The 19522-nt window shown below is 70.9% G+C and carries 16 protein-coding genes; 9 read left to right on the plus strand and 7 right to left on the minus strand.

Annotated elements, in window-relative coordinates; genetic code table 11:
* Nucleotides 1-20 precede the first annotated feature (20 nt).
* The 6 genes from murJ to trxA all read left to right on the plus strand — a co-directional run bounded on the left by murJ (nt 21) and on the right by trxA (nt 6808).
* Nucleotides 21-1625, plus strand: coding sequence for a murein biosynthesis integral membrane protein MurJ (gene murJ / locus HNP84_RS00790; RefSeq protein ID WP_185047361.1), 1605 nt, complete (start codon nt 21-23; stop codon nt 1623-1625).
* Between the two features lie 529 nt (nt 1626-2154).
* Entirely contained in the window at nt 2155-3666 is a 1512-nt protein-coding gene (locus HNP84_RS00795; protein WP_185047362.1) for a protein kinase family protein, read from the plus strand.
* Between the two features lie 13 nt (nt 3667-3679).
* Complete coding sequence (gene sigM / locus HNP84_RS00800) at nt 3680-4324, plus strand: RNA polymerase sigma factor SigM (protein WP_185047363.1); 645 nt, start codon at nt 3680-3682, stop codon at nt 4322-4324.
* Nucleotides 4314-5375 carry an RsmA family anti-sigma factor gene (locus HNP84_RS00805; protein ID WP_185047364.1) on the plus strand — a complete coding sequence of 354 codons (1062 nt, stop codon included), beginning with the start codon at nt 4314-4316 and terminating at the stop codon, nt 5373-5375. Before sigM ends, HNP84_RS00805 begins: the two co-directional genes overlap by 11 nt.
* Nucleotides 5376-5537: 162 nt before the next feature.
* The gene (gene trxB, locus HNP84_RS00810; RefSeq protein WP_185047365.1) at nt 5538-6470 is read left to right on the plus strand and encodes a thioredoxin-disulfide reductase; all 933 of its coding nucleotides are present in this window, start codon (nt 5538-5540) and stop codon (nt 6468-6470) included.
* 14 nt (nt 6471-6484) lie between these two features.
* A complete protein-coding gene (gene trxA / locus HNP84_RS00815; RefSeq protein WP_185047366.1) occupies nt 6485-6808 on the plus strand; it encodes a thioredoxin in 324 nt (107 codons plus the stop codon).
* 157 nt (nt 6809-6965) lie between these two features.
* On the opposite strand, the gene HNP84_RS00820 is transcribed toward trxA, so the two are convergent.
* Nucleotides 6966-7583, minus strand: a complete 618-nt coding sequence (locus HNP84_RS00820; RefSeq protein WP_185047367.1) for a GNAT family N-acetyltransferase — start codon at nt 7581-7583, stop codon at nt 6966-6968.
* 319 nt (nt 7584-7902) lie between these two features.
* Between HNP84_RS00820 and HNP84_RS00825 the strand changes: the two genes are divergently transcribed.
* From HNP84_RS00825 to HNP84_RS00835, 3 genes are all read left to right on the plus strand, one after another.
* A complete protein-coding gene (locus HNP84_RS00825; protein ID WP_185047832.1) occupies nt 7903-9135 on the plus strand; it encodes an aminotransferase-like domain-containing protein in 1233 nt (410 codons plus the stop codon).
* A 99-nt stretch (nt 9136-9234) separates the two neighbouring features.
* On the plus strand, nt 9235-10203 hold the full coding sequence (locus tag HNP84_RS00830) for a D-alanine--D-alanine ligase family protein (protein WP_185047368.1): 969 nt from the start codon (nt 9235-9237) through the stop codon (nt 10201-10203).
* Nucleotides 10204-10226: 23 nt separating this feature from the next.
* The gene (locus HNP84_RS00835; protein WP_185047833.1) at nt 10227-11270 is read left to right on the plus strand and encodes a threonine aldolase family protein; all 1044 of its coding nucleotides are present in this window, start codon (nt 10227-10229) and stop codon (nt 11268-11270) included.
* Nucleotides 11271-11377: 107 nt separating this feature from the next.
* On the opposite strand, the gene HNP84_RS00840 is transcribed toward HNP84_RS00835, so the two are convergent.
* From HNP84_RS00840 to yidC, 6 genes are all read right to left on the minus strand, one after another.
* The gene (locus tag HNP84_RS00840) at nt 11378-12493 is read right to left on the minus strand and encodes a methyltransferase (protein WP_185047369.1); all 1116 of its coding nucleotides are present in this window, start codon (nt 12491-12493) and stop codon (nt 11378-11380) included.
* A 2056-nt stretch (nt 12494-14549) separates the two neighbouring features.
* Nucleotides 14550-15557 carry a ParB/RepB/Spo0J family partition protein gene (locus HNP84_RS00845; RefSeq protein ID WP_185047370.1) on the minus strand — a complete coding sequence of 336 codons (1008 nt, stop codon included), beginning with the start codon at nt 15555-15557 and terminating at the stop codon, nt 14550-14552.
* A 179-nt stretch (nt 15558-15736) separates the two neighbouring features.
* On the minus strand, nt 15737-16726 hold the full coding sequence (locus tag HNP84_RS00850; RefSeq protein ID WP_246517736.1) for a ParA family protein: 990 nt from the start codon (nt 16724-16726) through the stop codon (nt 15737-15739).
* Between the two features lie 218 nt (nt 16727-16944).
* Entirely contained in the window at nt 16945-17628 is a 684-nt protein-coding gene (gene rsmG / locus HNP84_RS00855; protein ID WP_312923303.1) for a 16S rRNA (guanine(527)-N(7))-methyltransferase RsmG, read from the minus strand.
* A 379-nt stretch (nt 17629-18007) separates the two neighbouring features.
* On the minus strand, nt 18008-18505 hold the full coding sequence (locus HNP84_RS00860) for a Jag family protein (protein WP_185047372.1): 498 nt from the start codon (nt 18503-18505) through the stop codon (nt 18008-18010).
* Between the two features lie 49 nt (nt 18506-18554).
* The gene (gene yidC, locus HNP84_RS00865) at nt 18555-19520 is read right to left on the minus strand and encodes a membrane protein insertase YidC (protein WP_185047373.1); all 966 of its coding nucleotides are present in this window, start codon (nt 19518-19520) and stop codon (nt 18555-18557) included.
* Nucleotides 19521-19522: the final 2 nt, after the last annotated feature.

The raw sequence follows: 19522 nt of genomic DNA on the forward strand, positions 1-19522 counted from the left end.
CGAAGAGGCATGAGCGAGGAATGAGCAGGGTGCTGCGCGCGGGCGCGATCATGGCGGCGGGCACCCTCGTGTCCCGCGTCACCGGCTTCCTGCGTACGGCCGTGCTGGCCGCGGCCATCGGCACGGCCGCGCTCGGCGACGCGTACAACGTGGCCTACACCATCCCGCTGATCCTGTTCGACCTGCTCATCGGTGGTGTGCTGAGCAGCGTCATCGTGCCCATGATCGTACGGGCGCAGCGGAACGACCCCGACGGCGGGCGGGCGTACGAGCAGCGGCTGATGACGCTGGCGATCCTGGCGCTGACCGCGGTGGCGGTGCTCGCGGTGGCGCTCGCCCCGCAGATCGTCGATCTCTACACCGACGACTGGACGGGCCCCAAGCGCGAGGCCGCGGTGACGCTGGCCCGGTTCATCCTGCCGCAGATCGCCTTCTTCGGGATCGGCGCCCTGGCCGGGGCGATCCTCAACACCCGCGACCGCTTCGCCGCCCCGATGTGGGCCCCGGTGCTGAACAACCTCGTCATGATCGCGGTCGGCCTGCTCTACCTGGTCGTCAGCGACGCGGGCAGCGCCGTGGAGGAGGTCACCCGCTCCGACCTGGCGCTGCTCGGCCTGGGCACCACGGCCGGCATCGTGGTCCAGTGCCTGGCCCTGGTGATCTCGCTGCACCGCGTGGGCTTCCGCTTCCGCCCCCGCTTCGACCTGCGCAACGCGGGCCTGGGCGAGATGGGCCGCACCGCCACCTGGACCTTCGCGTACGTCGGGATCAGCCAGGCCAGCTTCTGGGTCACCACCAAGCTCGCCACCGGCGCCGGCGACATGGCCCCCGGGGCCGGCAACGCCGCCTACTCCTACGCCTGGCAGCTCTTCCAGCTCCCCTACGGCATCATCGCCGTCTCGGTGATCACCGCGATGCTCCCCCGCATGAGCCGCTCGGTCGCCGACGGCCAGTACGACATGGTCCGCGAGGAGTTCTCCAGCGGCGTACGCCTGGTCTCCTCGGTCATCGTCCCGTCGGGCCTGCTGCTGATGGTCCTCGGCCCCGCCCTCACCGTGATCATCTTCGGCCACGGCAACATGACCACCCAGGACGCCATCTACATCGGCAACGTGCTCCAGGTCTTCGGCCTGGCGCTGGTGCCGTTCTCGGTCTTCCAGCTCCTGCTGCGCGTGTTCTACAGCTTCGGCGACACCCGCACCCCGGCCCTGATCGCCCTGGCGAACGCCGCGGTCAGCGCCGGGCTGAGCCTGCTGGCCTACCTCACCCTCCCGGCCGAGTACATCGTCATGGGCCTGGCCTTCTCCTTCACCGTCACCTACATCGCCGGCGGCACCATCACCTGGATGCTCGCCAGCCGCAGGGTGGGCGGCCTGGACGGCCGCCGCGTCGCCGCGTCCCTGACCAGAATGTACGTCGCCGCGATCCCCACCGCCGCCCTGGCCCTGGCCGTCCTGTGGGCCGTGGAGACCTTCGCCGGCCTCACCCTGCTCTCCAGCCTGATCATCCTCGTAGCGGGCGGCGGCCTCGGCGGCCTGCTCTACCTGGCCATCTCCCACAGGATGCGCATCCCCGAGATCCGCTCCATAGTCGGCCTGGTAGCCGGCCGCCTCGGCAGAGGCTAGGCCCTCCGCCACCGCGCCAGGCGGGCCGAGGACTCACCCGGAAGCGGGCGATCCTCCCTCGTTCCCGCCAGGTGGGTTGTGGTGGCTTGGGCGCGGGTCGTGTCTGGAGGAGGAGCGCAGGGAGCGAAGCGACCGGAGCGACGAGGGAAGACACGACCCTGCGAGGCGCCCAAGCCCGCGTATTGCGAAGCAATCGCAATAAACACAGTAATCTGTTGGGCTCACTCACGCGTCTTGTGGTTTGAGAGAGATCATGGACGTTCGGGACCTTGGGGACCCAGGGGTCGCATGTGGCCGACTGGGTCAGGTTTGCGGGCCGGGACAGGTTTCCCTGGGGGAGACCGGCGGAACCGTTCTTCTTGAAGGACGGGCGGAACCGGCTCGGGACTACCATGGTGCCCGACACGCGGCGGAATGGAAGCAGGAGGGGCGTGGGCGGATCCACCCGGCATCAGGTGTTGCATGCCGACCTGACTGCGTGGCCCGGCCACCGCGGCACGCTTTCTAGGCATGGAACGGTGATCGCCGCATGAGCGCCCCCGCTGTCGAACCAGGCACCCGACTCGCCGAGCGGTTCCGGTTGGAGGACCGGGTGGCCGAGGCCGAGGGGGCGACCCTGTGGAAGGCCATCGACGAGGTCCTGGCCCGGCCCGTCGCCGTGCACACCTTCGCGCCCGACTTCCCGCGGATCGGCGAGGTCGTCACGGCGGCGCGGGCCGCGAGCAGGCTGTCCGACCCGCGGCTGACCCAGGTGTTCGACGCCGCCGAGGACGACGGCCACTCCTATGTGGTCAGCGAGTGGGTGACCGGCGAGACGCTGGCCGACCTGCTGTCGGCGGGCCCGCTGGAGGCCGAGCGGGCGGCGGCGCTGGTCGGTGAGGCGGCCGAGGCGCTGGCCCACGCGCACGAGGCGGGGCTGGCGCACCTGCGGCTGCGGCCCGACCGCCTGGTGTGGACCTCGGGCAGCACGGTGAAGCTGCTCGGCGTCGGCCTGGACGCGGCGCTGTCCGATCTCTACAGCGACGAGCCCGCGCTGGAGGACACCCAGGGCCTGGGCCGGCTGCTCTACGCCGGGCTGACCGGCCACTGGCCGGCCGACGACGAGGACTGCGGCCTGCCCATCGCGCCGATGGACGACGGCCACTACCTGTCTCCCCGCCAGGTCACGGCCGGTGTGCCCGGCTACCTCGACACGATCACCTGCCGGGCGCTGCTGCCCGAGGCGCGGCGCGGCCTGACCCCGCTGACCACGCCCGCCGAGGTCGCCGACGCGCTGAGCGGCGTGCCGCGGCCGGTCCCGGTGCCGATGGCGGCGAACATGCCGCCCGGGGTGATGCCGGGCGAGGAGGAGGACGTCCGGTTCGAGATGGCGCGGGGCGGTGTCGAGACCGGCGCCCCGCTGACCCTCGCGCCCCCGCCGCCGCGGCGGCGTCCCGGCGTGCTGAACCGGGCCCTGATGACGCTCGTCGTGCTGCTGGTGATGGTGGCCGTCGGGCTCGGCGCGTGGACCCTGGGCCGCAACCTCGGCTCTCCCAGCGCCACCCCCACCACCGGCCCGACGCCCACTCCGACCAGCGAGACCGCCAAGGCCGAGCCGATCAAGGCCAAGAGCGCCCGCGGCTTCGACCCGCGCGGCGACCGCGAGGAGCACCAGGAGATCGCCCGCAACGCGATCGACGGCAAGGGCTCCACCGAGTGGCACACCGAGAACTACAACGAGCCCGACCTCGGCCCGCTGAAGGGCGGGGTGGGCCTGATTCTCGACATGGGCAAGTCCGTGAAGGTGTCCGAGGTCGAGATCACGCTGGGCAAGGCGTCCGGCGCCGACCTGGAGCTTCGGGTCGGCGACACGGCCGAGCTGGGCGAGCTGAAGACGGTGGCCAAGGAGAAGGACGCCGACGGCGGGAAGATCACCATGACGCCCGACGAATCCGCAAGCGGTCGGTACGTTTTGATCTGGTTTACTCGGGTTCCGGCCGATCAAGGAGAAAATCGTGGCACCATCTATGACGTAGTGGTCTACTCCCCCGGATCGGCATAGCAGGACTCTCCTTGTGAATTCACCACCCGAGACCCCGCCGGAGGCGGAGCGTACGGCGCGGTCCCCCCTGACCGACGCCGAACTGCTCACGCGCCACATCGGCGGGGACCCGCACGCGTTCAGCGAGATCGTCAAGCGCCACCGGGACCGCATGTGGGCGGTGGCCCTGCGCACGCTGGGCGACCCCGACGAGGCGGCCGACGCCGTCCAGGATGCCTTCGTCTCCGCCTATCGCAAGGCCGAGAGCTTCCGCGGCGAGGCCGCGGTCACGACGTGGCTGCACCGCATCGTGGTCAACGCGTGCCTGGACCGCATGCGCCGCAAGTCCGTACGCCCGGTCGCCGACGACGAGCTGATCGAGGCCGCGGAGCGCGACACCCCGATGCCGGACCAGACCGGCGAGCGAGAGGTCTCGATGGAGGTGTCCGCGGCGCTCAAGGCGCTGCCGGCCGACCAGCGGGCCGCGCTCGTGCTGGTGGACATGATGGGCTATTCGGTGGAGGACGCCGCTCACGTGCTGCAAGTGCCCAGTGGAACGGTGAAGAGCAGATGCGCCCGCGGAAGGGCGAAACTTGCCCCGATTCTTTCGCATCTGCGGAACCGATCCAACCTCACTCGCGTCTCATCCGCGAAGGGAGCAGAACTTCGTGACGGGTGACACGCACTACGACCTGGAGATCTTGGCCGAGCTGGCCGAAGGTCTCCTCGACGCCGCCACGGCCAAACAGGTCCGCGAGCATCTCGCGGTCTGCGATCCCTGCGGGGAACGCCTGGCCGACCTGGCGGCGGTTCGTGAGGTGCTCGCCGCGACGCCGACACCGGCCATGCCGATGGGGGTCGCGCTACGCATAGACCAGGCTCTCGCCGCCGAGGCCGAACGCCGGCCGCGTACGGCGGTGGCGCTGGCGGAGGCCCCCGACTGGGACCGTCTCATGGCCGGCTCCCCCTGGGAGACGGCGGCGAAGGAGGCTCCCCCGTGGGAGGCCCCCGCCGCACGGGCGCCCGAGCCGGAGCGGCCCGCCGAACCGGCGGCGCCGTGGGCGGCCGAGGAGGAGACGCCTTCCCCGTGGGAGACCCGTCGCAGGGTGCGGGCCGAGGAGCCGGAGCCGGCCTTCCTCGCCGCGGCTCCCGTGCCCGAGCCGGAGGCCGGGCACGAGCCCGAGGCGCGCCCCTTACCGCTGGGCGTGGTCGCCGACGACGGCACCATCGTGCCGGCCAAGCGGCGCAAGGCGGGGGCGAGCAGACGGCGCAGGTGGCTGATGCCGGTGGCGTCCGCCGCCGCGGCGTGCGCGGTGATCGGCACCGCCGCGGTCGGCACGACGATGTTCGCCGCGTCGCCGGGGCCGTCGAACAGTCCGGCCCCGATCGCCGCGCCGTCCAAGACGATGGTGATCGGCCCGGCGTACAAGATCACCGAAACCGACTTCAACTACAGCAACCGCGACCTGCGCGGCACGCTGAGCGACTACTTCGCCCCCGCGCCCGTTCAGAAGGGCGAGGACGAGGTCGACGCGAAGCTGACGCGGTGCGTGAACAAGGTCGCCGGCATCGTCGGCGACAAGCCGTTCCAGGTGGACCGGGCCTACTACCTGGGCCAGGAGGCCACGATCATGCTGTTCTGGAAGGACCGGGCCGCCAACACCGTACAGGTGCGCGTGCTCGGGCCCGAGTGCAAGAACCTGCGCAAGCCCGGCCTGGCCAAGTGGTAGCGCCACACCGGAGCCGCCGCTGAGACCCGAAGGAGCCCGCCCCCCGGCGGGCTCCTTTTTTCTGTCCCTTCCGCATAGCGGCAGGTCCCGCCGGGCGGGAATCACCAGACCTTAGGATCTGTTAACGCGACTGGCATTCAGCGGACCGGAAAGGCGTGGACTGTGAGCGACGTCCGTAACGTGATCATCATCGGGTCGGGCCCGGCCGGGTACACGGCGGCGATCTACTCCGCACGCGCCGATCTTCGGCCGCTGGTGTTCGAGGGGTCGGTCACCGCGGGTGGCGCCCTGATGAACACCACCGACGTGGAGAACTTCCCCGGCTTCCCCGACGGCATCATGGGGCCCGACCTCATGGACAACCTGCGCAAGCAGGCCGAGCGGTTCGGGGCCGAGCTGGTGGCCGACGACGTGGTGGAGGTCGATCTCGCCGCCTCCCCCAAGGTCGTCAAGACCGCCACCGACACGTACTACGCCAAGGCCGTCATCCTGGCGACCGGCTCCCGTTACCGTGAGCTGGGCCTGCCGAACGAGAAGCGGCTGTCCGGCCACGGCGTGTCGTGGTGTGCCACCTGCGACGGCTTCTTCTTCCGCGACCAGGACATCGTCGTGGTCGGCGGCGGCGACTCCGCGATGGAGGAGGCCACCTTCCTGACCAGGTTCGCCCGTTCCGTGACAGTCGTGCACCGTCGCGACACGCTGCGCGCCAGCAAGATCATGCAGGACCGCGCGTTCGCGAACGAGAAGATCCGCTTCCTGTGGGACAGCGAGGTGGTGGACGTCCTGGGCGAGGAGCGCGTCTCCGGCGTGCGCGTCCGCAACCTCAAGACCGGCGAGGAGAGCGAGCTGCCGGTCACCGGCGTCTTCGTGGCGATCGGTCACGACCCGCGCAACGAGCTGGTCAAGGGACAGATCGAGCTCGACGACGAGGGTTACATCAAGGTCAAGGCGCCCGGCACGGGCACCACGATCGACGGCGTCTTCGCGTGCGGCGACGTCGTCGACCACATCTACCGTCAGGCGATCACCGCGGCCGGCACCGGTTGTCAGGCGTCGCTCGACGCCGAGCGCTGGCTCGCCCTGCAGGAGAGTTAAGGAGAGGGTCCACCATGGGCACCATCAAGAACGTCACCGACGCGTCCTTCGAGCAGGACGTGCTCAAGAACGACAAGCCCGTTCTGGTCGACTTCTGGGCCGAGTGGTGCGGGCCGTGCCGCCAGGTCGCGCCGATCCTGGAAGAGATCGCCAAGGACCACTCGGACAAGCTGGAGATCGTCAAGCTCAACACCGACGAGAATCCCGAGACCGTTCGGACCTATGGCGTACTCCAGATCCCGACCCTGAACGTCTATAAGGGCGGAGAGGTCGTGAAGCAGATCATCGGCGCCAAGCCGAAGGCCATGCTGCTTCGCGAGCTTGAGGGCATCATCTAGAGCTCGTCCCCACGGAGCTCCAGGTGGCCCCCTGCGGCCGGGCGACCCCACCGCCCGCCGTACCACCGCTCTTCCGAGCGGCACCCACCCAACACCGAGCCCCCTCACCCTTCCGGGTGAGGGGGCTCCCGTATGTCTGAAAGCCGCTGAGATCGTCTCAGACGGGGCGCAGGGCGCGTTCTGGGGTCATGGAGCCGAGCAGGCGCTCCAGGGCCACCTCGACGTCCTCACGCCACGACACCGCGGACTTCAGTTCCAGGCGGAGCCGGGGGTAGCGCAGGTGCGGGCGGACGGTCTTGAAGCCGACCGCGAGAAGGTGCTCGGCGGGCAGCAGACAGCTCGGCTCCTCCCACTTCAGGTCGCCGAACGCCTCGATGGCCTTCACGCCGCGCCGCGTCAGGTCCTTGGCGACGCCCTGGATGAGCATGCGGCCGAGGCCGCCCCCGGAGAACTCGGGGATGATGTGCGCGGTCATCAGCAGCACCGCGTCGGCGCTGACCGGCGAGGTGGGGAAGGCGACCGAGCGCGGGACGTACAGGGGCGGGGCGTAGAGCACGAAGCCGGCGGGCACCCCGTCGACGTACACGATCTTGCCGCAGCTCCCCCACTCCAGGAGCGTGGCCGAGATCCACGCCTCCTTCTCCAGGGCCGGATCGCCGGACTTGACGGCCCGCTCGCCGCTGACCGGGTCGAGCTCCCAGAACACGCACCGCCTGCATCTGCGCGGCAAGTCGTCAAGGTTGTCCAGCGTGACGTTGGCGAGGCGACGCGACAACAGTTGCCCCCACTCCTGCCGAGAGTCCTGTGGAAAACCCCGCGAAAACGGCGTCCCCAGTCTGGCATCGTAGCCCAGTGGGGGGCGCGTCATGCGGCTTGACGATCGAGCCGCGCGTCACGTGCCCGACGTGGCGACGCATGGCAAGCCCGTGTCCCCCGTGAAGCCAGTCACGAATGGTGACGTACCCTGGTTTCTCCGGCTATAGACCACTAGGAGGTGGACCGTGACGGAGGAGACGGATCACGGTCGGACGGCCGCGGCCCACGGGTCGCGCATCGACAACTATGTCGATCGGTACGCCGCACGAGCTACCGGGATGGTCGCCTCCGAGGTCCGAGCTCTTTTCGCCGTCGCGTCGAGGCCCGAGGTGGTCTCGCTCGCCGGCGGCATGCCGTACGTCACGGCCCTTCCTCTCGACGTCGTCGGCGAGCTGGTCGCCGACCTGGTGGCGCGGCGCGGCCCGGTCGCGCTGCAGTACGGCTCCGGCCAGGGAGACCCGCACCTGCGCGAGCAGATCTGCGAGGTCATGCGGCTGGAGGGCATCGAGGCGGGTCCTGACGACGTCGTGGTGACCGTCGGCTCGCAGCAAGCGCTTGATCTGATCACCCGGATCTTCATCGACCCGGGTGACGTGGTCCTGGCCGAGGGCCCGTCGTACGTCGGCGCGCTCGGCACCTTCGCCGCCTATCAGGCGTCCGTCGTGCACGTACCGATGGACGAGGACGGCCTGATCCCGTCCGCGCTGGAGGAGACCCTCACGACCCTCGCCCGCATGGGCAGGCGGGTCAAGTTCCTGTACACGATCCCCAACTTCCAGAACCCGGCCGGCGTGACCCTCGCCGCCGAGCGCCGCCGCCAGGTGCTGGAGATCTGCCAGCGCGCCGGCGTCCTGGTCGTGGAGGACAACCCGTACGGCCTGCTCGGCTTCGACGGCGAGCCCATGCGCGCCCTGCGCGCCGACGACCCCGACGGGGTGGTCTACCTCGGCTCGTTCTCCAAGACCCTCGCGCCCGGCTTCCGGGTGGGCTGGGCCCTGGCCCCGCACGCCATCCGCGACAAGCTGGTGCTCGCGATGGAGTCGGCGGTGCTGTCGCATTCGACGTTCTCCCAGCTCGCGGTGGGCCAGTACCTCGCGACACAGCCGTGGCGCGAACAGATCAAATCCTTCCGCGAGCTTTACCGCGAACGACGTGACGCGATGCTCTCCTCGCTGGAGGCCCTGATGCCGCCAGGCTGCGCGTGGACCCGCCCGGCCGGCGGCTTCTTCGTGTGGATGACCGTGCCCGAAGGGCTCGACTCCAAGGCGATCCTGCCCCGCGCGGTCGCCGAGCGCGTCGCGTTCGTCCCCGGCACCGGCTTCTTCAGCGACTCGCAGGGCGCCCGCCAGATGCGGCTGTCCTACTGTTATCCACAGCCCGACCGCATCCGCGAAGGCGTGCGCCGCCTCGCCGGGGTGATCGAGCAGGAGATGGAACTGCGCGCCACGTTCGGCACCGGCTCGGCCCGCGACCACTTCGGAGTCGACACTCCCGGTCCCGATCTGGCCTGATCGGCCCAGGGTCATCGGCCGACGCCCTGTTCCTCCACTAAGGTGCAGGGCGTCGGCCTTTAATACGCCACGAGTAGTTGAGGAGAGAGGGACCGCCCGATGAGCGATCTCGGCCACGTGCTGGTTCTGGCCGGCGGACTGTCGTACGAGCGGGAGGTCTCCCTGCGATCCGGGCGCCGGGTCAGCGAGGTGCTGCGCGCGCTCGGCATCGACGTGGAGACGCGCGACACCGACTCCTCCCTGGTCCCCTCCGTGCTCGCCGACCCGCCGGACGCGGTCTTCGTCACGCTGCACGGCGGCGCCGGTGAGGACGGCGCGATCCGCTCGGTGCTCGAACTCCTCGACGTCCCGTACGTCGGCGCCGGCCCCGACGCCTGCCGGGTCGCCTTCGACAAGCCCACCGCCAAGGCCGTCGTACGCTCGGTCGGCCTGCGCACCCCCGAGTCGGTCACCCTGCCCAAGGAGACCTTCCACGACCTCGGCGCGTCCGCGGTGCTGGCCCGGATCGTGGACAGCCTCGGCCTCCCCCTGTTCGTCAAGCCCGCCCGCGGCGGCTCGGCGCTCGGCGCGTCCATGGTCGCCACCGCCGAGGATCTGCCGGCCGCGATGGTCGGCTGCTTCGCGTACGGCGACACCGCCCTGATCGAGAAGTACGTCGAGGGCGTCGAGGTCGCGGTCTCGGTGATCGACCTGGGCGACGGCCCGGTGGCGCTGCCCGCGGTCGAGATCGTCCCCGACAAGGGCGTGTACGACTATGCCGCCCGCTACACGGCCGGGCACACCGAGTTCTTCGCGCCGGCCCGGCTCTCCCCCGAGGTCGCCGCCGCCTGCGCCGAGATGGCCGTGACCGCGCACACCGCGCTCGGCCTGCGCGACATCAGCCGTACCGATCTGATCGTGGACGCCGGCGGCCACCCGCACTTCCTGGAGGTGAACGTGGCCCCCGGCATGACCGAGACCAGCCTCCTGCCCATGGCCGCCGAGGCGGCGGGCCGCGACCTCGGCACCCTGTGCCGTTCCCTCCTGGAACAGGCCGCCACCAGATCGGCGGATCATCCCGCCGGCTGACGGCGTAGCCTGGCGGGGTGCTGATGGATTCCGGATATCCCAAGAGCTTCGCCAGCGACAACCACAGTGGGGTCCACCCGGCCGTGCTCGCCGCCGTGACCGCCGCCAACGTCGGCGACGCCTCGGCGTACGGCGACGACGACTGGACCCGCGCGTTCGAGGAGCACGTGCGGGAGACCTTCGGCGAGCACGCCCTCGGCTTCGCCGTGCTCAACGGGTCCGGCGCCAACATGCTCGCCCTGGAGCCCACCCTGCGCCGCCGCTTCGACGCCATCATCTGCCCGGAGACCGCGCACATCGTCACCGGCGAGGCCGGCGCCACCGAACGCCTCCTCGGCGCCAAGCTCATCACCGTCCCCACCCCCGACGGCAAGCTGCGCCCCGAGGACATCAAGGCCCGCCTGCACACCCCCGGCGACTTCAACTTCCCGCCCCCACGCGTGGTCTCCATCTCCCAGGTGACCGAGCTGGGCACCTGCTACACCCCCGGCGAGGTCGCCGCCCTGGCCGAGACGGCCCACGCCCACGGCCTCCTCCTGCACATGGACGGCGCCCGCCTCGCCAACGCCGGCGCGTACCTCGGCTGCCCCCTCCGCGCCTTCACCACCGACGCCGGCGTGGACGTCCTCAGCTTCGGCGGCACCAAGAACGGCGCCCTGGCCGCCGAGGCCGTCATCATGCTCACCCCCTCACTCGCCGCCGACTTCCCCATCCTGCGCCGCCAGTCCCTGCAACTGGCCTCCAAGATGCGCTTCATCTCCGCCCAGCTCTCCGCCCTCCTCACCGACGACCTCTGGCGCACCAACGCCGCCCACGCCAACGCCATGGCCCTCCGCCTCGCCGAGGGCGTCCGCGACCTCCCCGGCCTGACGATCGAGTACCCCGTCGAGTCCAACGCCGTCTTCGCCGCCCTCCCGGAACAGGCGATCACGACGTTGCGCCAGAAGTACGCCTTCCACGTCTGGGACCACACAACCGGCGTGGTCCGCTGGATGACCGCCTTCGACACGACCCCCGAGCACGTGGACGACTTCATCGCCGACATCCACAAGGCGCTTCTCCCCTGAGCCACTGTTCCACGTGAAACCTCGCCGAAAGCCAAGACCTCCCACATCACCACCCCGGCCGCCACTACCTGACGACGGAGACATTCACAACGGGAGGCCGCCCCGCATCAGACCCGGCCGAGCCGCCACAGGGAAGTGACCTCGGCAGCACGGGCCGCGTGGAGTGCGTCGGTCTCCTCCCGCGCACGCGGATGCCTCGCCCGCGTCTCCAGCCGGCCCAGGACCCGCAGTCCCGCGGCCGCGAACCCGGCCAGCAGCTCGGCGCGGGTCCGCAGCATGAGACGCTCGGCCAGATCCGACAGGATCAGCCAGCCCTCCCCGTCCGGTTCCAGATGCGCCGAGAGACCGTCGAGGAAGCCGCGCAGCATGCGACCGCCGGGGTCGTAGACCGCGTGATCGAGGGGTGAGACGGGCTCGGCCGGAATCCACGGCGGATTGCACACGACGAGCGGCGCGCGTCCGGGCGGGAAGACGTCCACCCGCATCACCTCGACCCGCTCCGCGAGCCCCAGCCGCCGGAGATTGTCACGCGCGCAGGCCACGGCCCGCGGGTCCCGATCGGTCGCCACGACGCGCTCGACTCCCCTGCGCGCGAGAACCGCGGCGAGCACCCCGGTTCCGGTCCCGATGTCGAACGCCCGGGAACGCGAGACGAGCGGCGCCCGCGCCACCAGGTCGACGTACTCGCCCCGGACCGGCGAGAAGACACCGTAGTGCGGATGGATGCGCCCGCCCAGCGCGGGAACCTCGACGCCCTTCCTCCGCCACTCGTGCGCGCCCACGATGCCCAGCAGCTCGCGAAGCGAGACCACCGACGGCCCCGCCGCCGGGCCGTAGACCTCGGCGCACGCCACCCGCACGTCCGGTGCGCGCCGCAGCGGAACGGAATAGTCCTGATCGAGCGGCACCAGCAGCCTGCCCAGCAGGGTGGCCTGCCGGGAGCGTGCCTCGCGCTGCGCATGGAACGCGCCCGGCAGCGCCCGGACATCACCCCCACGCGAACGGCGCTCGACGCGGCGCGCCACGGCACTCAGCAGCAGGCGAGCGTTGTGGTAGTCGCCCCGCCACAACAACGCGACACCCTCACGGACGAACCGGTAGGCGCGATCGGCGCTGATCCGGTCGTCGGCGACGACCACCCGGCCGGGCGGCGCCGAGCCGTTCGCGGAACGCCACCGAGCGGACCGGGCTTCGCCGTCTTCGATCCAGCAGATCTCGGACACTCAGGCTCCTCATGATCGAACCAGTGATGGCCATGAAGAGCACTTCGTCGCGGTGGATCAGCCTGCGGCAGCCTCCCGCGAGGAAGTGCACGCCGAAGCGTCGCCGAGAACCATGCCGGGCGGCGGGAACGACATGATCAACCTCCTCGTGGGACCTGGAATCTTCTCATCCTAGGCTCCCCCGGCGAGCCACGTTGCCGCTGTACACCCCAACCGGGAGGAGTGGACAAGCGGACGCCGCCCGACCCCAGCCCCAGCCGACCCGAAACAACACCCGACGGTATGCGCCCGAGGCTCCGCCGCCCCAGAACGCGCGGCAGCGCCTACCCCTCCCACGAATCGGTCGCCCGCCTGCTCTTGGCAGCGATCCCGCGGCTCGCGGGTGGGGATGCGAAGGGAGTGGGGGTGAGGGCGGGACGCGAACGGCCAGGGTGGAGGCGGAAGGTGGACGGCCAGGGTGAGCGCGGGAGACGGAGGCATGGATGGGCGCGCGACACGCACGGCCGAGGCGGGCGCGGACCACGCACGGGCGAAGTGAGCGCGCGATACGCACGCCGGGGTGGAGGCAGGACACGGAAGATAGGGGAATGGGTGGGTGAGGGCGAGGGCCGGCGGCGGGAGGAACAGGGCGATGAGGGGCGGGGAGGTGACAGCCTGGGCGGCGGCCAGGGCCCGAACGACGATCAGCAGGCCCCGCCGCGACAGGCGGGATGGTGGCGGGAGAGCCGGGGCCGGTGGCGGGAGCAGCAGAGCGATGCGAGCCGGAGGGTGACGGCCAGGATGGTGGTCCGGGCCGGGAAGGCGATCGCCCGGCCCCGCCCCGACAGGCGGGAATGATCGGGGAACGGGTAGGCGGGGGCCGGTAGCGGGAGGAGCAGGGCAATGAGGGCCAGGGGCCAACGGCCAGGGCAGTGGTCCGGGCCAGGACGACGATCAACCGGCCCCGCCGTGGCAGGGGGCGAGTGAGTAGCCGGAGGGGCGATCGTGATCGTGAGGGGCCACAGCGGGAGAGCCGGGGCCAGGGCTGGCGCCGGTGGCGGGGGCAGCAGGGCGACGAGGGCCCCGGGGAGGTGACGGCCGGGAGGGCGGTCAGGACCGGGACGGTGATCAACCGGCCCCGCCGCAGCCGGAGGCGGGTAAGCAGCCGGAGGGGCGGTCGTGATCGTGAGGGGCCACAGCGGGAGAGCCGGGGCCAGGGCTGGCGCCGGTGGCGGGGGCAGCAGGGCGATGCGAGCCGGAAGGTGACCATCAGGACGGCGGTCAGGGCCGGGACGGCGATCAACCGGCCCCGCCGCGACAGGGGGCGAGTGAGCAGCCGGAGGCGCGATCGTGATCGTGGGGGCCGCAGCGGGAGCGCCGAGGCCAGCGCCGGTGGCGGTGGCGGTGACGGTGACAGCAAAGCGATGCGAGCCGGAGGTGACAGCCAGGACGGCGGTCAAGGCTAGGACGACGATCAACCCGCCCCGCCACAACAAGAAGGCGGGTAAGCAGCCGGAGGCGCGATCATGATCGAGAGGGCCGCAGCGGCCACCTCGCTGGACCACGACGGGGCGACGGCGGCTGCGGCGCTGAGCCACGACGGGGCCACGGGACCACAACAGGGCTACGGCCGCCACCTCGCTGCACGACAACGGGACCATGGCGGCCACGGCGCTGGACCATGACGGGCCACGGCCGTCACCTCGCTGCACCACAACGGGACCATGGCGGCCACGGCGCTGGACCATGACGGGCCACAGCCGCCACCTCGCTGCACCACGACAGGGCCACGGCCGTCACCTCGCTGCACCACAACGGGACCATGGCGGCCACGGCGCTGGACCATGACGGGCCACAGCCGCCACCTCACTGCACCACGACAGGGCCACGGCCGCCACCTCGCTGCACCACGACGGGGCCGCGGCGGCCTCGGCGTTGGGCCGTGTACCCCGGACTGGCGCGTATGCCGACCCGAAGAGGGCGTGAAGAGGGCGCGGAGGCGTGTTTCACGTGGAACGGTGAGGGCGCTGTTCCACGTGGAACAGCGCCCTCACCAGGCTGGGCGGGACGAGAGGGGTCACTCCTCCATGTGCATGGAGGTCACCGCCTCCGGGGCCATGGTGCCGATGATGCGTTCCAGGTCGTCGATCGTCGCGAACTCCACGACGATGCGGCCCTTGCGGCGGCCGAGGTCGACCTTCACCTTGGTTTCGAAGTGGTCGGAGAGGCGGTCGGCCAGGTGGCGGAGGCCAGGGGCGGTGGGCTTCTTGGGGGCGCGTTCGCGGGGGGCCGGGCCCGCCTTGGCGTCGCCGATGGCGACGATCTCTTCGACGGTGCGTACGGAGAGACCTTCGGCGACGATGCGCTTGGCCAGTTGCTCCTGGGCCGCCGGGTTGTCCAGGGAGAGCAGCGCCTTGGCGTGGCCGGCGCTGATCAGGCCGGCCGCCACGCGCTTTTGCACCTCGGGCGGGAGCTTGAGGAGGCGCAGGGTGTTGCTGATGTGGGGGCGGGAGCGGCCGATGCGCTGGGCGAGTTGCTCGTGGGTGGCGCCGAAGTCGTCGAGGAGTTGCTGGTACGCGGCGGCCTCTTCGAGCGGGTTGAGCTGCTCGCGCTGGAGGTTCTCGATGAGCGCGTCGCGCAGCATCTCGTTGTCCTGCGTGTTGCGGACGATCGCCGGGATCTCCGACAGGCCGGCCATCTTGGAGGCGCGCCAGCGCCGCTCCCCCATGATGAGCTCGAACTGCTTCGGGCCCGCGACCCGTACCACGATCGGCTGGAGCAGGCCCACCTCCTTGATGGAGTCGGCCAGTTCCCTGAGCGCCTCCTGGTCGAAGATCTCGCGGGGCTGCCTCGGGTTCGGCGTGATCGCGTCGACCGGGATCTCCTGGAAGTACGCGCCCGGCACCGGAGCGGGGCCGGGGGCCGCGCTCGCAGCGGCGTCGCCGCGTACGGCCCGGCCGGACTCCGTGGCGATCGTCCCCGTGGTGCCCGTGGCCGGGGGCACGCTCCCCGTGCCATCGACGATCGGGCCGGTCGGGATGAGTGCCCCGAGCCCCTTGCCCAGTCCGCGCCGCTGCTGACTCACTGAATCTCCTCATCCGCCCGGCCGCCACCGGCCACTCCATCGAGAGGTTACCGCCGCGAACGCGCGTACCACGCCGCAAAGCACTCCGGGTCGCCCGAATCATGGGTGATATCGCGCTTTCGCCATGTGCCACCGGCCAGGCCGCCCGCTCGCGGCCTGGCCGGTGGCGAGGGGGCGGCTCAGACCTCTGCGCCGCGGAAGGCGATCTCGCGCGCGGCGTCCATGTACGCCATCGCGCCGCTCGACCCCGGGTCGTACGTCATCACCGACTGGCCGTAGCTCGGCGCCTCGGACACCCGGACGCTGCGCGGGATGACGGTGTTGAGCACGGTCTGCCCGAAATGCGCGCGCACCTCGTCGGCGACCTGCGACGCGAGGCGGGTCCTGCCGTCGTACATGGTGAGCAGGATCGTGGACAGGTTGAGGTTCGGGTTCAGGTGGACGCGGACCAGGTCCACGTTGCGCAGGAGCTGGCCGAGGCCCTCCAGCGCGTAGTACTCGCACTGGATCGGGATCAGCAGCTCGTCCGCGGCCACGAGCGCGTTCACGGTGAGCAGCCCGAGCGAGGGCGGGCAGTCGATCAGGATGTAGTCGAGTTCCATGGCGTCGAAGGCGGTCAGCGCGCGGCGCAGCCGGGCCTCGCGGGCCACCATGGACACCAGCTCGATCTCGGCGCCGGCGAGGTCGATCGTCGCGGGGGCGCAGTACAGGTTCGGCATGTCCGGCACCTGCTTGACGATCTCCGCCAGCGGCAGGTCGTCCACCAGGACCTGGTACACGTCGGGCACGTCTCCGCGGTGCTCGGTGGCGAGCGCGGTGGACGCGTTGCCCTGGGGGTCGAGATCGACGACCAGCACCCGCTGGCCGTGCATCGACAGCGCGGCGGCGAGGTTCACCGAGGTGGTCGTCTTGCCGACGCCACCCTTCTGATTGGCCACGGTGATGACCCGGCATTTGGGCGGACGTGGCCAATCCCCGTTATCCCTCCGGGAGGTTCCCTCCGTGGAAGGCGCGGACGTAGTCGTCGGAGCCGATGTTTCACGTGAAACCACTGAGCTGAGTGCCTCTCGTACCAGCGGCGAATCGCCGGGGTTAAGCGGGGTCTGGGTCACGGTCGTCGTCCTTTCAACCGGCGCGGCGGGCGTGCTCGCCTCGCCCGCGCCGGCCATCACCCCGGGCGCGTCCGGCGGCGTCGGGCGCGGCGCGGCCGGGGAGGAAGTGGCCGGCTCCGGCGAGTTCGCCACCGGTACGTCGGTCGCGGGGGGAGTGGAGGCCGAGGACCGTCCCTCCGTGTCGGCCGGCCAGCCCAGGCCGGAGGGACGTCCGGCGTTCACGACGGTGTGCGTGTCCGGCCAGCCCAGGCCGCGAGCCGTTCCCGGCAAGACCGTCACCTCTTCCGTCGGCGCCGCGAAGCCTGCCGTGCTCGCGCGGGCGGGCGACCGGCGACCACCCGGACGAGAGTTGCAGGCGGCTCGACCTTACCGTGCCCGACCGAAACAAGCTCGGCCGTTCTGGCTCCGGTGGCGTGCAATTGGGCCTGCGCGCCCTCCAGCTCCTCGGCCGCCCGCTCCCCCTTCATCGCCAGCAGCTCGCCGCCCTCGCGCAACAGCGGCATCGACCACGCGAGCAGCCGGTCGAGCGGGGCCACGGCCCGCGCGCTCGCCACGTCGAACACCCGCTTGCCCGCCAGCTCCTCGGCCCGGCCGCGCAGCACCTCGACGTTCTCCAGCTTCAGCGTGTCCACGCACTCCTCCAGGAAGACGGTCCTGCGCAGGAGCGGTTCGAGCAGCGTCACCGAGATGTCCGGCCGGACGATGGCGAGCACGAGCCCGGGGAGCCCGGCGCCCGAGCCGATGTCCACCAGGCTCACGCCGGGCGGGATCGCCTCGGCGACCACCGCGCAGTTGAGCAGGTGCCGGTCCCAGATCCGGGGGACCTCGCGCGGGCCGAGCAGCCCGCGCACGACGGCGGGTCCGGCCAGCATGGCGGCGTACGCCTGGGCCTGGTCCCACGCCTCCCCGGCGAAGACCTCGCGGGCCACGGCCGGCGCGGCCGGGAGCTCGTCGCTCACCGCGCCACCTCCGCCGGGTATCGCTCCACTGCCGCCATCCGCCCGCTCGCTGATCATTCGGTCACGTTCTCCCTCGCCCGCGTACGGGCCGCGGCTTCCGGCCGTACTCCTGCGCGCGGGCGCGGGGTGCGCCCCGGATCTCCACTCACTCGACTCGCCCGAGCCTATCGTCCGGCACGGTACGGACCCGCTTCGCGCGGCCCCGTACCTCAGCACTCACCTAGATCACTCCAAGGCTAACGCCCACCCGTCGGTTCCTCCGAACACAGGGCGGTTTCGCGGCCGGGCCGGAAATGCTAAATCGGTCGCCGGCATGCAGCGGGCGACCGATTGAGGGGGAACACCAAAAGCCAGAAAAGCCAGGAAGGCCGGGAACGGGTCAGGCGGGCAGGACCACCACGTACCGGCGGGGTTCCTCGCCCTCCGACTCGCTGCGGAGGCCGGCGGCGGCCACCGCGTCGTGGACGATCTTGCGCTCGAAGGGGGTCATGGGCTGGAGCGGCTTGGGCTCCCCCGACCGCTTGACGTCTTCTGCGATCTTGGCGCCGAGCTTGCTCAGCTCGGCGCGGCGCTTCTCGCGGAAGCCGCCAACGTCGAGCATCAGACGGGAGCGCTCGCCGGTCTGGCGGTGGACGGCCAGGCGGGTGAGCTCCTGGAGGGCTTCCAGGGTCTCGCCGTTGGGGCCCACCAGGTCGCCCCCCTTGACGTCGACGACGGAGACCACGGCGCGGTCGCCCTCGACGTCCATGTCGATGTCGCCGTCGATGTCGGCGATGTCAAGCAGACCCTCGATGTAGTCCGCCGCGATCTCGCCTTCCTGCTCAAGTGCCGCGAGATCGGGGGCGGCTTGCACCGTCTCCTGCTCGGTCTCGGTCACGTCCGGCCTCTCCTTCGGTGGTGTCGGGTCGCGTCCGACCCGGCATGGTCTACGACTTCTTGGTGCCCGTCCGCTTGCTGCGCGGCTGCCTGGTGGGCTGGCGGCGCTGCATCTTGGGGGCGGGCGGCGGCGGGGGCGGCGCGTCCTGCGGCTCGGCCTCCGGCTTCGCCTTCCGTACGACCCTGCTCAGCAGGCCCGGCTTGGGCTCGGGCTGGATCATGTTGCCCTTGGCGTCGAACTTGGGCATGGGGTGACGGCTGTAGAACCAGTGCTGCTGGCCCAGCGTCCACACGTTGGTGGTCACCCAGTACAGGATCAGGCCGAGCGGGAAGTTCAGGCTGAACACGGCGAACAGCGGCGAGATGTACATCAGGATCTTCTGCTGCTGCGCCATGGGGTTGTCGGGCATCTGCGCCATGGACCGGGTGACGCTCTGCCGGACGGTGAGGAACGTCGTCAGCGAGCTGACCGCGACGAAGATGGCCAGCACGACCTTGGTCATGATCGGCTGGGCGCCCAGGGCCACGATGTCGCCGTCGGAGGTGAAGAACGTGGCGGGGATCGGCGCGCCGAAGATGTGCGCGGCGCGGGCGCTGTTCACGAGTTCCTGGGTCATGCTGAACTTGGGCTCGCCGTGGGCCATGGCGTTCAGCACGGTGAACATCGCGATGAAGATCGGGAACTGGGCCACGATCGGGAGGCAGCCGCCCAGGGGGTTGGCGCCCGCTTCCTGGTAGAGCCGCATGACCTCCTGGTTCATGCGCTGCTTGTCGTTCTTGTATCTCTTGCGCAGCTCTTGAACCTTGGGGGCGAGCTCCTGCATCTTGCGCGAGGAGCGCATCTGCTTCATGAACAGGGGGAAGATCAGCAACCGCATGAGCACGGTGAGCGTGATGATGGTCAACGCCCAGTTGATCCCGCTGTCTTTCGGCAGGAAGGTGCTGTAGCCCTGGTGGATCCAGGTGATGACGTGTGCGACGGCCGTGTAGAGCCAATTCAGCCAGGACAGCTCCACCG

Source organism: Thermocatellispora tengchongensis (assembly GCF_014202315.1).
GTDB classification, from domain to species: domain Bacteria; phylum Actinomycetota; class Actinomycetes; order Streptosporangiales; family Streptosporangiaceae; genus Thermocatellispora; species Thermocatellispora tengchongensis.